At 61.9% G+C, this 15891-nt stretch carries 13 protein-coding genes; 2 read left to right on the top strand and 11 right to left on the bottom strand.

What is annotated here, in order from left to right:
* Positions 1 to 228: 228 nt before the first annotated feature.
* Together serA and AC2S2E_RS07680 are read right to left on the bottom strand one after the other, a co-directional pair.
* On the bottom strand, positions 229 to 1821 hold the full coding sequence (serA, locus tag AC2S2E_RS07685) for a phosphoglycerate dehydrogenase (protein ID WP_476101628.1): 1593 nt from the start codon (positions 1819 to 1821) through the stop codon (positions 229 to 231).
* Between the two features lie 78 nt (positions 1822 to 1899).
* Positions 1900 to 3027 carry a phosphoserine transaminase gene (locus AC2S2E_RS07680; RefSeq protein ID WP_486524342.1) on the bottom strand — a complete coding sequence of 376 codons (1128 nt, stop codon included), beginning with the start codon at positions 3025 to 3027 and terminating at the stop codon, positions 1900 to 1902.
* A 264-nt stretch (positions 3028 to 3291) separates the two neighbouring features.
* Here AC2S2E_RS07680 and AC2S2E_RS07675 point away from each other — a divergent pair, with 264 nt between their 5' ends.
* Positions 3292 to 3996, top strand: a complete 705-nt coding sequence (locus tag AC2S2E_RS07675) for an extensin family protein (protein WP_476101624.1) — start codon at positions 3292 to 3294, stop codon at positions 3994 to 3996.
* A gap of 38 nt (positions 3997 to 4034) precedes the next feature.
* Here the strand turns inward: AC2S2E_RS07675 and AC2S2E_RS07670 are convergent, their stop codons facing one another.
* The 5 genes from AC2S2E_RS07670 to AC2S2E_RS07650 all read right to left on the bottom strand — a co-directional run bounded on the left by AC2S2E_RS07670 (position 4035) and on the right by AC2S2E_RS07650 (position 8890).
* Complete coding sequence (locus AC2S2E_RS07670; protein ID WP_476101622.1) at positions 4035 to 4778, bottom strand: proteasome-type protease; 744 nt, start codon at positions 4776 to 4778, stop codon at positions 4035 to 4037.
* 147 nt (positions 4779 to 4925) lie between these two features.
* Positions 4926 to 5552: a hypothetical protein gene (locus AC2S2E_RS07665; RefSeq protein WP_486524341.1), complete on the bottom strand. Its 627-nt coding sequence runs from the start codon at positions 5550 to 5552 to the stop codon at positions 4926 to 4928.
* 121 nt (positions 5553 to 5673) lie between these two features.
* The gene (locus AC2S2E_RS07660; RefSeq protein WP_476101618.1) at positions 5674 to 6492 is read right to left on the bottom strand and encodes a transglutaminase family protein; all 819 of its coding nucleotides are present in this window, start codon (positions 6490 to 6492) and stop codon (positions 5674 to 5676) included.
* Between the two features lie 15 nt (positions 6493 to 6507).
* Entirely contained in the window at positions 6508 to 7443 is a 936-nt protein-coding gene (locus tag AC2S2E_RS07655; protein ID WP_476101616.1) for an alpha-E domain-containing protein, read from the bottom strand.
* Between the two features lie 10 nt (positions 7444 to 7453).
* Positions 7454 to 8890: a circularly permuted type 2 ATP-grasp protein gene (locus AC2S2E_RS07650; RefSeq protein ID WP_476101614.1), complete on the bottom strand. Its 1437-nt coding sequence runs from the start codon at positions 8888 to 8890 to the stop codon at positions 7454 to 7456.
* Positions 8891 to 9106: 216 nt separating this feature from the next.
* On the opposite strand from AC2S2E_RS07650, the gene uvrB reads away from it, so the two are divergent.
* Positions 9107 to 11293, top strand: a complete 2187-nt coding sequence (gene uvrB / locus AC2S2E_RS07645) for an excinuclease ABC subunit UvrB (protein WP_486524340.1) — start codon at positions 9107 to 9109, stop codon at positions 11291 to 11293.
* Positions 11294 to 11548: 255 nt separating this feature from the next.
* Here the strand turns inward: uvrB and AC2S2E_RS07640 are convergent, their stop codons facing one another.
* From AC2S2E_RS07640 to tsaD, 4 genes are all read right to left on the bottom strand, one after another.
* Positions 11549 to 12136 (bottom strand): hypothetical protein, encoded by a 588-nt coding sequence (locus tag AC2S2E_RS07640; protein WP_486524339.1) that lies wholly within the window; start codon positions 12134 to 12136, stop codon positions 11549 to 11551.
* 41 nt (positions 12137 to 12177) lie between these two features.
* On the bottom strand, positions 12178 to 13698 hold the full coding sequence (locus AC2S2E_RS07635; RefSeq protein WP_476101785.1) for a lipopolysaccharide biosynthesis protein: 1521 nt from the start codon (positions 13696 to 13698) through the stop codon (positions 12178 to 12180).
* Between the two features lie 68 nt (positions 13699 to 13766).
* Complete coding sequence (locus AC2S2E_RS07630) at positions 13767 to 14747, bottom strand: NAD(P)H-dependent glycerol-3-phosphate dehydrogenase (RefSeq protein WP_486524569.1); 981 nt, start codon at positions 14745 to 14747, stop codon at positions 13767 to 13769.
* 65 nt (positions 14748 to 14812) lie between these two features.
* Positions 14813 to 15847 carry a tRNA (adenosine(37)-N6)-threonylcarbamoyltransferase complex transferase subunit TsaD gene (gene tsaD / locus AC2S2E_RS07625; protein WP_486524338.1) on the bottom strand — a complete coding sequence of 345 codons (1035 nt, stop codon included), beginning with the start codon at positions 15845 to 15847 and terminating at the stop codon, positions 14813 to 14815.
* Positions 15848 to 15891: the final 44 nt, after the last annotated feature.

The raw sequence follows: 15891 nt of genomic DNA, 5'->3' as shown, positions 1-15891 counted from the left end.
CTCGCGCTCCCATTACTGTCTGCGTTGCGCATCGGGTTCAGCCTTGCGCGAGATGGCCGCGCCGCAGGCTTTAAGAATATTGCCTGCGGCGCGGCCATCTTGGCGCTACCCCAAAAATGGGATTGCAAAGGGACTGAGTCCCTTTGCCCGCCGGAGGCAAGTTCCCAAAGAAAAAGGCGGAGCCTCCGAAGAGACCCCGCCCAATTCTTTCAAACCCAAACGTTCAGATCAGAACGCCAAAGCCTTGGCGCGCTTCACGCCGGGCAGCTTGCCAGCAGCGTCGAGCACTTCGCCAGCAACCGGGCTGTCGACCGAGAGCAGCAGCACAGCTTCACCACCGGCTTCGCGGCGGCCAAGGTTGAACGTGCCGATGTTGATGCCGTTTTCACCCAGCAGCGTACCGATGCGGCCGATGAAGCCGGGGGCGTCTTCGTTGACGATATACATCATGTCGCCGGCCAGTTCGGCCTCGACCTTGATGCCGAACAGTTCAACGAGGCGCGGTTCAGCGTTCGAGAACAGCGTGCCGGCCACCGAGCGTTCGCCCGCTTCGGTCTTGACCGAGACGCGGATGAGGGTGTGGTAGTCACCGGTCTTTTCGGTCTTCACTTCGCGCACTTCAAGGCCGCGTTCCTTGGCGAGGAACGGAGCGTTGACCATGTTCACGGTCGCCGACTGCACGCGCAGGAAGCCGCAGAGAACGGCCGCCACGATGGGCTTGGCGTTCAATTCGGTCGCCGCGCCTTCGGTGTGGATCGAAATGCGGGCCACAGCCGAGGGGGTGAGCTGACCAACAAGGCTGCCCAGCTTTTCAGCGAGCGCCATGTAGGGGCGCAGCTTCGGGGCTTCTTCGGCGCTCAGCGAAGGCACGTTGAGCGCATTAGTCACGCCGCCCGTGGTCAGATATTCGCCAAGCTGTTCAGCAACCTGCAGCGCCACATTGACCTGAGCTTCGGTGGTCGAAGCGCCAAGGTGCGGGGTGCAGATAAAGTTCTTGGTGCCGAACAGCGGCGATTCCTTGGCCGGTTCGGTCTGGAACACGTCGAGAGCGGCGCCCGCCACATGGCCCGAATCCAGCGCGTCCTTCAGAGCCGCTTCGTCGATCAGGCCGCCACGGGCACAGTTGACGATGCGCACACCCTTCTTGGTCTTGGCCAGATTTTCGCGGCTCAGGATGTTCTTGGTTTCCGCCGTCAGCGGGGTGTGCAGCGTGATGAAGTCAGCCTTGCCCAACAGCGTGTCGAGGTCGGCCTTTTCCACGCCCATTTCCACGGCGCGCTCGGGCGTCAGGAACGGATCGTAGGCCACAACCTTCATACGCAGGCCCAGAGCACGCGAGGCGACGATCGAGCCGATGTTGCCCGCGCCGATCAGGCCCAGCGTCTTGCCGGTGACTTCCACGCCCATGAAACCGTTCTTGGGCCACAGGCCCTTTTGGGTCTGTTCATTAGCTTCGGGGATCTGGCGGGCCAGAGCGAAGATCATCGCAATCGCGTGTTCGGCGGTGGTGATCGAGTTGCCGAAAGGCGTGTTCATCACGACAACGCCCTTGGCGCTGGCATAGGGGATGTCCACGTTGTCGACGCCGATACCGGCGCGGCCAATGACCTTCAGGTTGGTGGCGGCGTCCAGCACTTCCTTGGTCACGCGGGTCGACGAACGGATGGCCAGACCATCATAGTCGCCGATGCGGGCGATCAGTTGTTCGGGGGTTTCGCCGGTGATCACGTCCACATCGCAGCCCATTTCGGTGAAAATGCGGGCGGCGTTGGGGTCCATCTTGTCCGAAATAAGGACGCGGGGTTTACGGGTCTCGGTCATGGGAATCGTATCCTCATGTGAATGGGGGGAAAATGGCGGGGACGGCTTGAGCGCGTCCCCGCGAAAAATCAGCTTTGTTTAGCCAGCTTTGACAGTGGCGTAGGCATAGTCGAGCCACGGGCCGAGGTCTTCGATATCCTCGACATTGACCGTGGCGCCGCACCAGATGCGCAGGCCAGCAGGCGCATCGCGATAGCCCGCGATGTCATAGGCGGCATCCGCCTTTTCCAGCACAGCGGCGAACTTCTTGATGAAGTCAGCATCCGCGCCTTCGACCGAGAGGCAAACCGAGGTCTTCGACCGGGTCGCTTCGTCTGCGGCCAGATGCGAGAGCCACGAGCGCTCTTCAACGATCTTGTTCAGCGCGGCGGCATTGGCATCGCTGCGCGCCTTGAGACCTTCAAGACCACCCAGACCCTTGGCCCATTCCAGCGCGAAGATCGCGTCTTCAACGGCCAGCATCGAGGGGGTGTTGATGGTTTCGCCCTTAAACACGCCTTCGGCCAGCTTGCCCTTGGAAACAAGGCGGAACACCTTGGGGAGCGGCCAAGCCGGGGTGTAGGTTTCGAGGCGTTCAACGGCGCGGGGGCCGAGGATCAGCACGCCATGGCCGCCTTCACCGCCCAGAACCTTCTGCCACGAGAAAGTGGCGACGTCGATCTTCGACCAGTCGATGTCGTAAGCAAACACCGCGCTGGTGGCGTCGGCAAAGCTCAGGCCTTCGCGGTCGGCGGGGATGAAATCAGCGTTGGGAACGCGCGCGCCGCTGGTGGTGCCGTTCCAGGTGAACAGAACGTCATTGGTCCAGTCGATCGTGCTGAGATCAGGGACCTGACCATAATCGGCGCGGATGATCGTGGGGTCCAGCTTGAGCTGCTTGGCAACGTCGGTGACCCAACCCTCACCGAACGATTCCCATGCAAGCGTGGTGACGGGCTTGGCGCCCAGCATGGTCCACATCGCCATTTCGAAAGCGCCCGTGTCCGAACCGGGCACGATGCCGATGCGGTGCGTTTCAGGGAGCTGGAGAATTTCGCGCATCAGATCGATGCAATAGGCCAAACGCGTCTTGCCGATCTTCGCGCGGTGCGAACGGCCCAGCGACTCGGTCGCGAGCTTGGCAAGATCGTAGACGGGCGGCTTGGCGCAAGGCCCCGACGAGAAAAAGGGGCGAGCCGGCTTCTTAGCCGGAACTTGGATAGTCATGTAGTCTCTCCTTACAGAGAGCACGCGCGGCGTTGGGACCGCGTGGCCCGCCGGCCGCTCTAAAGATCGTCGTCCTTGAGTCAAGCAGACTTTTTGCAACAGGTGGGGAAAATCGTTCCTTGGGATGAAGAATCCCGCGCCATTTTGCGCAAAATGCGGCATTTTCCTGCGCGGCGGGGATTTTCGCCATCCATTCAAACGGTAAACCTCTATTAACCACGTAATCTCACGGATTATTCGCGGCCAGAAGGTTAATCAGATCGCATGGAAAACAGCGCTGTAACCGGCATATTGCAAAGGCTGCGCCCCTTGGCCGGATGGGCGATGATCGGCGCCAGCATGGCGCTATCGGCCTGCGGTGGCGCCATTCCCGATGCGCCCCGCCGCACATCGCTGCAACATTCCACCGGGTTTCAACCGCCGCGCGTCGCCGATGGTCAATGCCTGTCCGACCTTGGCGCCAAGGCGGCGGGCTTCACCCCCCTGCCCGATCAATATTACGGCGCGGGATGTTCCACTTTCAACGCGGTGCGTCTGGCCAGCCTGTCGGGCGACAATCAATCGTTCAATATTTCGAACCTTGGCCCGGTCACCTGTCCCCTGGCCAATTCCTTTGCCGGATGGGCGCGTTTCGGCGTGGACCGCGCCGCCCGCGCCATTCTGGGCAGCCCGCTGGTGCGCATTGAAACCATGGGCAGCTATAGCTGTCGCAATGTCGCGGGCACTGAAAAGCGCAGCGCCCATGCCACTGGCAATGCGATCGATGTGGCCGCCTTTGTCCTGGCCAATGGGCGGCGCGTCACGGTGCTGAACGGATGGAATTCGGATGATCCGGCGGAGCGCGAATTCCTGCGCACCATCCACCAATCGGCCTGTCGCCGCTTTGGCACGACGCTGGGCCCGGATTTCAACGCCGCCCATCGCAATCATCTGCATGTCGATCTGATGAACAATGGGATCTGTCATTGATCCGACCGCTCATCGCCTGATTGGCTTGGTTCCCGGCCCTATCCGGCGTGAAACGGAAAGTCGGGCAAACCATCGAGCGCCGCCTTCAGGCTGTCGCTCCAACTGGCCGAGATCACGCGATACCATGGGTCGGTGGCGTGAATACGGCGTTCGTGCATGATCGACAAATCATCGCGCCCGATGACCAGCAGGTCGAGCGGCATGCCCACCGACAGATTGGCCTTGAGCGTGGAATCAAAGCTGACCATCAACAGCTTGACCGCATCCTCGAACGCCATTTTGCGATCATAACCGCGCAGGATGATCGGGCGGCCATATTTCGTTTCGCCAATCTGGAAAAACGGCGTGTCGAGCGTCGCCTCGATGAAATTGCCTTCGGGATAGATCATGAACAGGCGCGGCTCCTGCCCCTCGATCTGACCGGCAAGAATCAGGGTTGCGCCAAATTGACCGGCCGCCTGCGGGCCGACATCGGCGTCGCGTTCGGAAATCGTCTCGCGCAGCGTCTTGCCCACGATGCCCGCCATCTGGAACATGGTGGCGGCCTCCAGCACACAATTATGGCGTTCGCTAGGCAGCTTGAAACGCTCCTCAATCTTGGAGACAACCGCCTGAGTTGTCGCAAGATTTCCGCTGGTCATCAGGGCAACGACCCGCTCCCCCGGCACTTCCCAATGAAAGAGCTTGCGGAAGGTCGAGATGTTGTCGACGCCCGAATTGGTGCGGGTGTCGCTCATCAACACCAGGCCCGCATCCAGCATCATACCAACGCAATAAGTCACGTTATTCCCCTTGTGCCGCCCAAGGCGGCGCATATCGCAAAACCCGCACGAATCCTTAATATTGCGGTTGCACAATAATGCAGGTTGTCGTCAAGGAAAGTTTCGCCACCACCCCGTGTGTGACCGGATGGCGGACAAAGCATAAATTCAGAACATCCGCCCCGGCGTAAGCCGCAGCCCCACCGAAAACCACCTCGTTCCCTCTCCCTTTCCAAGCTGTTGCCCTACGGTTGCGTCGATCTGAACCCGGTCCATCACAAGGAAGTAGCGCAATCCCCCCTGCCAATAAGGACTATGCCGGGGATCCCCAAAACCTTCGGCGACAAACGTCATGCGCCGCGACAGCCGCGTCTCGCTGCCCAACCCCCAACTCAGAGCATGGTCATCATCGCGCGCCTTCACCCACCCCAGATTGCCGTGCAAAGTCACCATGTCACCCGCAAGCGCAACCGATACAGGCACATATGCATAGAGACTACCAAGCCCATTGGGGCCTGGATTGACGCTGGGGTGATGGATCAGACCAGCCGCCAGCCCGACCCCCCAGCCGCCTTGTGTCATCGGATGCAGCAAGGTCTTGGCCTGAAGGACCATATCGCTCGATGCCGCGCCTTCTGCGCCGAATTGGTGGCCGAACCCGGCGGTAATTTCAAGATTGCCGGTCAGGTTGCAGGCAGGCAAAGCCCATACCTCGCGATGATCGGCATAGAGTCTCGTCCAGCTTTCAAGCTGGCAACTGCGCGCTGTTGTCAGGCGGGCGTCGTCTGTGACCAAGGGGCGTGCAGCTTCACAGCGCGGCGCAAGCATGACAAAGAATATAAAGGACAAAAATCTATACATCGCGCCTTATTAGGTCGAATGTATGACAAATCAAATGTGAACGGACAGGTGCTGCCTACTGCTCCACCACCTGCTGCTGGGCCACTTGAACCGCCACCGACAGGACCGCCGCGCCGCCGCCCTGCGCCATGCTGGTGACGGGTGCTGCATCGCGGTAATCGGCGCCCACGGCAAGGCGCACATAGGAATCATCCGGGCAGCGGTCATTGGCCGCATCAAACCCGACCCAGCCCAGCCCCGGCACATGCACCTCGGCCCAGCCATGGCCGGCGTCCTGCTCCACCTTGCCCTCGATCACCAGATAGCCCGACACGTAACGTGCGGGCAGGCCCATCAGCCGGGCCACCGCCATGAACACTTGCGCATGGTCCTGACACACGCCCTTGCCCGCGGCCAGCGCCGCCTCGGCCGTGGTGTGGGCGCCGGTATGGCCCACCTCATAGACCACCGCCTTATTCACCGCAGCCATCACATCATGCAAGGCGGCGATCGTGTTGTTGCCATCATGGGCAAATTTGTCCGCCATGGCGCGGATCTTTGGCCCCGGCTTCGTCAATTCGGTCGGATTGGCCAGCAGCCACAGCGGCATAAAGCCGGTATGCGCGCCCACCACGCCCGCCTTGTCATAGGTTTCGATCATACCCTGTCCGGTGATCGTAATCTCGCCATTGCCCGTGCCCAGCGAGATCAGAGACACCATATTGCGGTTGTGATCTTCATACGAACATTCAATCGCCCCGCCATCGACCGACAATTGCCAGCCCAAAACCGTCTGCATCGCGCAATCACGCGGGGTCAGGCGCAGGCGTTGCACCCCATGCCACACCGGCTGGTCAAAGCGATAATGCGTCTGGTGCTGAATAGAGATACGCATGGACGGGCTCCGGACCTATTCGGTGAAACGATAATCAGAGGCGATGGCTTCGGCCACCAGACGGTTGGTGGCAAGGAATTCGGTAATGAATTCATGCAGGCCATGTTCGAATATATCAGTGATCGAGGTCTTGCTCAGCTTCTCGCATGCTTCTTTCTGCATCCGATAGGCCGCCGTTTCCTGATGATAATCGCGGCACAGCCATTCCATATTGCTTGTCAGCTTTCGCAGGCAATACGTCAAGCTGCGCGGGAAACGGCCATCAAGGATCAGGAACTGGGCAATCCCTTTCGGATCCAGCGCCCCGGCATTGAGCCAGCGGAACGCCCGCTCGCCCGCGACGCTGCGCAGCACCATTTCCCATTGCGCATTGTCCAGCCGCGACCCCACCCATGCCGCCGAGGGCAGAAGCACATGGTATTTCACGTCCAGAATGCGCGCCGTATTATCCGCCCGTTCCAGATGGGTGCCGATGCGGGCAAAATTGAAAATATCATTGCGCAGCATCGTGCCCTCCATCGCGCCGCGCACGCTGGTGGCCTGACGACGGATGACGTCCAGCACATGGCCAAGGTCGGCCTCCTTGACCGGCTTGGCCAGCATGGATTGCAATTGCATCCAGCTTTCATTGGTCACTTCCCAGACCTCGCGGGTGATGGCGGTGCGCACCATGCGCGCATTGGTGCGCGCAGCCTCCATCATGGACAGGACGCTGCCCGCATTGCCCGCCCCGCGCAGCAACCAGTTGGTGATCGCCGGTCCCGACATCTCGCCGGTATAGGCCTCGTCCAGCCCCAGCGTGACCAACACGCTGCGCCATTCATCGCTGGCCACCGTGTTGCCACGCGTCAATGCCATGCGAAAACCCGCGTCCAGCAAGCGCGCGGTGTTTTCGGCGCGTTCCAAATAGCGCGCCATCCAGAAAATGCCCCAGGCGGAACGTCCCAACATAACCTATTCCTTATTCCGCCAGAACCCAGCTGTCCTTGGTGCCCCCGCCCTGCGACGAATTGACCACCAGCGAGCCTTTTTTTAGCGCCACGCGGGTAAGTCCGCCCGGCGTGATATTGATGCCCTGGGGCGAAACCAGCACAAAGGGCCGCAAGTCCACATGGCGCGGCGCCAGCCCCGCCTTGGTAAAGATCGGCACGGTCGAGAGCGAAAGCGTCGGCTGGGCGATGTAATTATCCGGCTTGGCGCGCAGCTTTTTCTCAAAGGCGGCGATTTCCGCCTTGCTGCTGGTCGGGCCGATCAACATGCCATAGCCGCCGCTGCCATGCACCTCCTTGACCACCAGTTCGGACAGGTGATCGAGCACATAGGCCAGCGCGTCCGCCTCGCTGCACCGCCATGTCGGCACGTTTTTCAGGATGGGTTTTTCGCCGGTATAGAATTCGACGATCTCGGGCATGAAGGAATAGATCGCCTTGTCATCGGCGATGCCCGTGCCCGGCGCATTGGCAATGGTAATGCCGCCCGCGCGATAGACATCCATGATCCCCGCCACGCCCAGCATGGAATCAGGATTATAGGTCAGCGGATCGAGGAAATTGTCATCCACCCGGCGATAAAGCACATCGATCGCCTTCCACCCGCGCGTGGTGCGCATGCAGACCCGACCATCGACCACGCGCAAATCGCTGGCCTCGACCAATTCGGCGCCCATTTGATCGGCAAGGAAGGCGTGTTCGTAATAGGCCGAATTATAGATCCCCGGCGTCAACACCGCCAGAACCGGCCGGTCGCTGCCCTTGGCCGCAGGCGGGGCGCAGGCGGCCAGCGAGCGGGCCAGAGCGCGCGGATAATCCGACACCGGCTGCACCGCAACCTTGGTGAACAGGTCCGGGAACATCGCCATCATCGTCTCGCGGTTCTCCAGCATATAGGAGACGCCCGAGGGGGTGCGCGCATTGTCTTCAAGCACCATGAATTCATCAGGCCCGGTACGCACAAGGTCGATGCCCACAATATGGGTGTAAACCCCGCCCGGCGGCATGAACCCGACCATTTCGGGCAGGAAAGCCTCGTTCTGGGCCAACAGGCGTTCGGGGAACTTGCCCGCCTTGACGATCTCGCGCTTGTGATAAAGGTCGTGAAGGAAGGCGTTGAGGGCACGCACGCGCTGATCAATACCGCGCGACAATTTCTTCCATTCATCTGCCGTAATAATACGGGGTATCATGTCAAACGGGATCAGGCGCTCTTGTCCTGCATCTTCGCCATAGACGTTGAAAGTAATACCGGTGCGCCGAAACACATCCTCCGCATTCTTGCCCTGCTTTTGCAGCCATTTCGGGCTTTGCGCTTCGTACCACTCGCGATAGCCGGCATAGGCGGGACGCACATTCCCGTCGGCATCGAGCATCTCGTCATAGGACGAGACCGTGGTGGATGGCATAAAACACCCCTCAAATCATTCCGGCAAAAACACCTAACGCCGGTCCTTGATGGTCAAGCTGCAACAAAGAATCGCCCTTGCCAAGCGCCTTGCTGCGTATGCGAGAGAAAAAATGCGCCTATGTGGACAAATAGAAAATTGGACTTAAAGTCCGCGACGCAGCTGGACCGCGCGCCCGCCCTTGCAGAACGCATCGCGAACGCCCATAGATGATTCATGGCTGAACTGATCATCCGCCGGGGCCTTGACGAGCCTGTTACCGACGGCACCTTTGTCCCCCACCGCCCTGCCCGTCCGCCCAAGGTCGAAGGCAGCCCGCCGCTGCGCATCATCAGCGACTATACGCCCAGCGGCGACCAGCCAACGGCCATCGCCGAATTGGTTCAAGGCATTGAAAGCGGCGACAAAACCCAGGTCCTTCTGGGCGTCACCGGTTCGGGCAAGACCTTTACGATGGCCCAGGTCATTCAGGCCACCCAGCGCCCCGCGCTGATTCTGGCGCCCAACAAGATCCTTGCCGCGCAATTGTATGGCGAGATGAAGAGCTTTTTCCCCGAAAACGCGGTGGAATATTTCGTCTCTTATTACGATTACTATCAACCCGAAGCCTATGTGCCGCGCTCGGACACCTATATCGAAAAGGAATCGAGCGTTAACGAGGCCATCGACCGGATGCGTCACTCGGCCACGCGCGCGCTGCTCGAACGCGAGGATGTGATCATCGTCGCCTCGGTGTCCTGCCTTTACGGCATCGGGTCGGTGGAAACCTATTCAGCGATGATCTTTGACCTGACGGTCGGGGAATCGCAGGATCAGGGCGAGATCATCCGCAAGCTGGTCGCCATGCAGTACAAGCGCAACGAGGTGGCCTTTGCCCGCGGTGCGTTCCGGGTGCGCGGCGACAATCTGGAAATCTTTCCCAGCCACTATGAAGACATCGCATGGCGCATCAGCTTTTTCGGCGATGAGGTCGAGGCGATCAGCGAGTTCGACCCCCTGACCGGCAAGGCGGGGGCGAAACTGGACAAGATCCGCGTTTACGCCAACAGCCACCACGTCACCCCCGGCCCGACGATGAAACAGGCGATGGAGGCGATCCGCTTCGAGCTTCAGGTGCGGCTGGAGGAACTGAACGCGGAAGGCAAATTGCTGGAAGCGCAGCGCCTTGAGCAGCGCACCAATTTCGACCTTGAGATGATCGCTGCGACCGGCTCCTGCGCGGGCGTCGAGAATTACTCGCGCTTTCTCTCGGGCCGCCTGCCGGGTGAGCCGCCGCCGACACTGTTCGAATATCTGCCCGACAATGCGCTGCTGTTCGTGGATGAAAGCCACCAGACCGTGCCCCAGATCAGCGCGATGGCGCGCGGCGACCATCGCCGCAAGATTACGCTGGCCGAATATGGCTTCCGTCTGCCGTCCTGCATCGACAACCGCCCGCTGCGTTTCAACGAATGGGACGCGATGCGCCCGCAAACGGTGGCGGTTTCGGCCACGCCGGGTTCGTGGGAGATGGAGCAATCGGGCGGCGCCTTTGCCGAACAGGTGATCCGCCCCACCGGCCTTATCGACCCGCCGGTCGAAATCCGCCCGGTCGAGGATCAGGTGCAGGATTGCATCGAGGAATGCCGCAAGACCGCCGCCAACGGCTATCGTACGCTGGTCACGACCCTGACCAAGCGCATGGCCGAGGACTTGACCGAATTCATGCACGAGGCGGGTGTGCGCGTCCGCTATATGCACAGCGACGTGGAAACGCTCGAACGTATCGAACTGATCCGCGACTTGCGGCTGGGGGTGTACGACGTCCTCATCGGCATCAACCTGCTGCGCGAAGGGCTCGACATTCCCGAATGCGGGCTGGTGTGCATCCTCGACGCGGACAAGGAAGGCTTCCTGCGCAGCGAAACCTCGCTGGTCCAGACCATCGGGCGCGCGGCGCGCAACGTCGATGGCCGCGTGATATTGTATGCCGATCGCATGACCGGATCGATGGAACGCGCCATCGCCGAAACCGACCGCCGCCGCGCCAAGCAGCAGGCCTATAACGAAGCGCACGGCATCACGCCCCAATCGATCAAGCGCAACATCCACGACATCGTCGCCGATGCCGCATCGCGCGACGGCGTGGTGGTCGAGCTTGAAGACGACGGCATCAACAACCTCGTCGGCCACAACCTGCGCGCCTATATCGAAGACCTCGAAAAACGGATGCGCGCCGCCGCCGCTGACCTCGAATTCGAAGAAGCAGGCCAGTTGCGCGATGAAATCCGGCGCTTGGAGGCGACCGAGTTGGGGTTGCCCGAGGGCGATCGGAATGCGCCGATTGTCGGGCGGTCGAATGAGGGGAAGCCGGGGACGCGCAAGACGCGGTTTGGAAAGCAGCAGAAGAAGTGGGGGAAGTGAGGTTTTGAAATGCCTCCGGCGGGCAAAGGGCGGGGGCCCTTTGCAATCCCGATACTGTCTGCGTGGTGCCAAAGGGCGAACTTCGGTGTCGGGGGCGATGTACAGAATTAAAAGCCTGCGGCGCCAGTCAGCCCTTTTTCGCCGCGCCGCAGGCTATAAATATTGCCCCAACCGCAACGCCGCCAACCTAAAACCACCCATTACCGGGATTGTTAAGGGCCCCCGCCCTTAACCCGCCGGAGGCATCAAAGCCCCTTACAACTTCCCGAACTTAGCCTCATACCCGGCCACATCACCAGCGGCGAGGAACTGCGCCTGCGCCACCCATTGATCGCGGGTCGAACGGCCGGCAAACGTACCCAACTGTGCGTCAATCGCCACAATATCGGCCTCGGTCCATGCCGCGATCTGGGCAAAGCTGACCACGCCCAGTTCGGCAAGACGCGCTTTCAGCTTGGGGCCAAGCCCCTTGATGCGGGTCAGATCGTCGGTCTGCGTGGCGGCTTCCTGCGCGGCGACGGCTTCGGCCAGTTCACCAAAAGCGTCAGGCTCCGCCTCGGCTTCAACCGCAACCGCGACCGGCGCGGCGGCCACAGGCTCGACCTTGACCGCAACATCGGCCACCGGGGCTTCCTTGCCCAAGGATACCGCAGAGGCCGCACTGGGCGCGTTGATCAGCGCCGAATTACGCTGTGCCGGCCCGACACCTTCATCCAACGCGTCGGGCGCGCGGTGGCGCTCGCGCACCTTGCCACGGCCACGCAGCAACAGGCCCGCCAGCAGCGCCAGCAGGACCAGCGCACCGGCGATCTGGAGGGAATAGGTCTGGAACAACTCAACCATCAACTCAGCCTCACAAGCTCAATCCATCACCCGGCGGGCGATTATGCGGCGGCCTCGCCGCCTTGTTTCCGGAACAGCAGGCGGTCTGCCGGACCAAAGCCGAACCGCCAGATGACCAGGCAATAAAGCCCCAGAATCGCCGGAATGCCCAGAGCAATTTGCGCCCATTCCGGCAAAAAGCGTACCACCGCCCAGCCCAGCGCGCCCGCCGCAACGGCGGCTGCAAACAGCGACCAGCGCAGTGTTTCAACCCGGTAACCCAGATGCCTTTGCAACAGCCGCGATTTGACCAGACTGGCAATCGAGAGCGTGACCATCAGCGCCCCGGCCGCCGAGGCCGCCTGATCCATTTCGTCGAAATAGAACCCGCCCGAAATCAACATCCCCGCCAGCGTAAAGATCGCCTGCAACCCGATTGTGGCCAGCGACAACCAAAGGTTGCGCAAGGGCGCGATATAGATCAGCGCCGCCTCGCTCACGACAGCTGGTGCCGCACAAACCTCGGCGCCCAGCAGGAATGCCAGCGCCAGCATCCCGCCGGTAAATTGCGGCCCGACCAAACCCAGCACCCCGTCGCCCGGAATGCCTAGCGCCAGCGCAATCCCCGCCTGCGCCGCCGTGATCCAGAACCCAACCTGACACACCTGACGGGCAATCGCTTCCAGATTGCCCTCCTTCAGATTGCGGGTGATGACCGGGCCAAGAATCGGCTCAAAACTGGTTTTCAGCTTTTGCGGCAGGCTGGCCACCTGTTGCGCGACGTAATAGACGCCCACCGATGTCGGCGAGGCAAACATGCCAAGGATCGCAATATCGATGCGCCGCGTGCCCCACTCCACCGCATCAGCCACAGCCAGCGGCATAGTGTTGAGCGCAAGCCGCCCGATCCGCAAGGGATGCGGCACCCAGTCCAGCGGCATGCCATAGGACCGGAACAGCGGAATGGCCGCCGACAGCATCGCGGCAAAGACCGAAACGACATAGGACAAGGTCAGCCCGCTGGCGCCCAATTGGTTCCACCAATTGCCCACCCCGGCCCATTTGCCCGCCGCCCAGAACACACCGGCCGCAATCGACAACGTCCAAGGTTCCACCACCGAACGCGCCCGCACCGTCGCCCCCACATCAAACCGATAGGCCAGCGCCGCCAGCGCGATATCGGTCAAGGCAACCGGCGCAATGGCCAGTACCAGCCAGCGATCCCATTCGGAAAACTCGCCCGAGGGGAACATCGGCCATGGGAAAAGATAGAGGCCCAGCGTGACCGGCAATGCGATCAGCAGCGTCAGCACCACGCCATCGGCAATGACATGGGCCGCATCGCGGTCATCATCCGACAATCGCTGGGCAATCCCGCGCTTTTGCCCCAGCGTGCATAGCTGCGACGCCAGTTCGATCACCACCAGCGCCGAGGCAAACCGCCCCAGCGCATCGGCGCCATACAGACGCCCCGCAATGAACAAAAACGGCAAACGCGCGGCCAGACGCAGCAGGAAACCAAAGAAATTGGTCCGCCCACCTTTGGCCAGCGTATTCAGATCGCGGTTGACCACGTCATCCACGGTGGCGCCGGATTGCGATGCGGCATCATGGGGCGCCGCATCGGTCAGGGGAAGGGCAGTAGGTTGATTCAAGCCAAGCTCCCGTGCATCGGGGCTTCATCCCCCGGCTCGGATCGATCGCCCAGTTCGGCCTTTAACGGCCTTGCCAGCAAATCGGACACGACCGCTCCTGCTGGCGCTTCCCCACAAAGCAACCGGCACACGGCATCGACGATCGGCATGGCGATCCCGGCCTTGTGGGCCAAATCCGCCAGAACCGGGGCTGTATGCGCGCCCTCCGCAACACTGGTTTTCCCCAAAAGCGCCTGATCGGCGCTCTGCCCCTGGCCCAATGCCTTGCCAAGAGAATAATTGCGACTGGCCGTGCTGGCGCAAGTCAGAATAAGATCGCCAAGCCCGCACAGGCCCGACAGCGTTTCGGCCCGCGCGCCGCGCGCCACGCCAAAACGCAGCATTTCGGCATAGCCGCGCGCGATCAGCGCCGCGCGCGCATTCTCGCCCAGCCCCAGACCTTCGACCACACCGCAAGCAATCGCCAACACGTTCTTCACCGCCCCGCCGATTTCGGCGCCCACCACATCGGGCGAATAATACGGACGGAAAGCTGCACGGGCGATGACTGGCGACAGGCGCTGCCACTGTTCCTCGCCGCCCGAACAGGCCAGCGTGATCGCGGTGGGCAGGCCAAGGGCCACTTCGCGGGCAAAGGTCGGGCCGGACAGAACGGCGATGCGGGCCGAAGGCTGGACCGCCTTGGCGACATCGGCCATCAACCGCCCGGTGCCCGCCTCGATACCCTTGGAACACAGCACCAGATCGCGCGGCGCATCGGGCAGGGCCGAGAGGACCGCGCCCATGAATTGCGCCGGACAAACCACCAGAATGGTTTCCAAACCCGCCAGTTCGCCCATGTCGCATGTCGCACGAACCGAAGGCGCGATGGTCACGCCGGGCAAATAGGTGGCATTGGTGCGGCGCTGGTTGATTTCATCGACCAAGGCGCGTTCACGCGCCCACAGCGTCACGGGCGTACCATCGCTGGCCACCATTTGCGCAAGGGCCGTGCCCCAGGCCCCGGCGCCGATGACACCGACGCCTTTGGTCTTCCCCTCGCTCACGCCTTCACCCCGGCCCCGCGCGCGGGCGCTGCATCAGGGTCCAGCGGCCAGCGCGGCCTTGCGGCGAAATCAAGCGCGTCTTGCTCGCCGCGGGCGAAACGTTCCACGCCCGCCCAAGCGATCATCGCAGCATTGTCAGTACAAAGCTTCATCGGCGGCGCGACAAAACGCAGCCCCGCCCCCGCCGCCAAACCTTCGAGCGCCGCGCGCACGGATTTATTCGCCGCCACGCCGCCCGCCACGACCAGCGCCGTCACATCGCCCGCCGCCGCCATCGCGCGGCGCGTGCGGTCCACCACGCAATCGAGCGCGGCCTGCTGAAAACTGGCGGCCAGATCGACTTTGGAATATTGCCCGGTTTCATAGGCGCGCAAAACCGCGCTTTTCAGACCCGCAAACGAGAAATGCGGCTCTGGCCCGCCCACCAACGGGCGCGGCAAAGGCACCGCGCGAGGATTACCCTCCAGCGCCAGCCTTTCCACCGCCGGACCGCCCGGATAGCCAAGCCCCAGAACCTTGGCGGTCTTGTCAAAAGCCTCGCCCAAGGCATCGTCGATCGTAGTGGCAAGGCGGGTGTAATCGCCCACGCCATTGACCCGCAGCAATTGGCAATGCCCCCCGCTGACCAGCAAAAGCAGATAGGGATAGGCCAATTCGGCATCGGCCAGACGCGGCGAAAGCGCGTGCCCTTCAAGGTGGTTGATCGCCAGCAAAGGTTTGCCCGAAGCCATGGCCAACGCCTTGGCCGTGACCAGACCGACCATCACCCCGCCGATCAGCCCCGGCCCCGCTGTCGCCGCAATCGCATCAACATCGCTCAGGCCCAAACCGGCATCGGCCAGCGTCGCCTCGACCATCGGGGCCAGCCTTTCGGCATGGGCGCGCGCCGCGATTTCGGGCACCACGCCGCCATAGGGGCGATGCTCTTCATCCTGACTGGCGATACGCTGGGCCAGAATCTCCCGGCCGTCGGTGACAAGCGCCACCGCGGTTTCATCGCAGGATGATTCGATACCCAAAATAATTTTCAAGGGCTTGGCCACCCGTCCTCATGCAACTACGCCGTTCGCGCCTG

The sequence above is a fragment of the Novosphingobium sp. 550D genome (assembly GCF_057401885.1).
Note: the sequence above shows the minus strand (reverse complement) of the source record. Positions and strands in the feature narration are given on the sequence as shown.

Excerpts from the sequence above, each read along its gene's own strand:
- AC2S2E_RS07640 (WP_486524339.1), bottom strand. The coding sequence starts at position 12,136 with ATGGTTGAGTTGTTCCAGACCTATTCCCTCCAGATCGCCGGTGCGCTG.
- serA (WP_476101628.1), bottom strand. The coding sequence starts at position 1,821 with ATGACCGAGACCCGTAAACCCCGCGTCCTTATTTCGGACAAGATGGAC.
- AC2S2E_RS07630 (WP_486524569.1), bottom strand. The coding sequence starts at position 14,747 with ATGGTGGCCAGCGATGGTACGCCCGTGACGCTGTGGGCGCGTGAACGC.
- AC2S2E_RS07655 (WP_476101616.1), bottom strand. The coding sequence starts at position 7,443 with ATGTTGGGACGTTCCGCCTGGGGCATTTTCTGGATGGCGCGCTATTTG.
- uvrB (WP_486524340.1), top strand. The coding sequence starts at position 9,107 with ATGGCTGAACTGATCATCCGCCGGGGCCTTGACGAGCCTGTTACCGAC.
- AC2S2E_RS07680 (WP_486524342.1), bottom strand. The coding sequence starts at position 3,027 with ATGACTATCCAAGTTCCGGCTAAGAAGCCGGCTCGCCCCTTTTTCTCG.
- AC2S2E_RS07675 (WP_476101624.1), top strand. The coding sequence starts at position 3,292 with ATGGAAAACAGCGCTGTAACCGGCATATTGCAAAGGCTGCGCCCCTTG.
- AC2S2E_RS07660 (WP_476101618.1), bottom strand. The coding sequence starts at position 6,492 with ATGCGTATCTCTATTCAGCACCAGACGCATTATCGCTTTGACCAGCCG.
- AC2S2E_RS07650 (WP_476101614.1), bottom strand. The coding sequence starts at position 8,890 with ATGCCATCCACCACGGTCTCGTCCTATGACGAGATGCTCGATGCCGAC.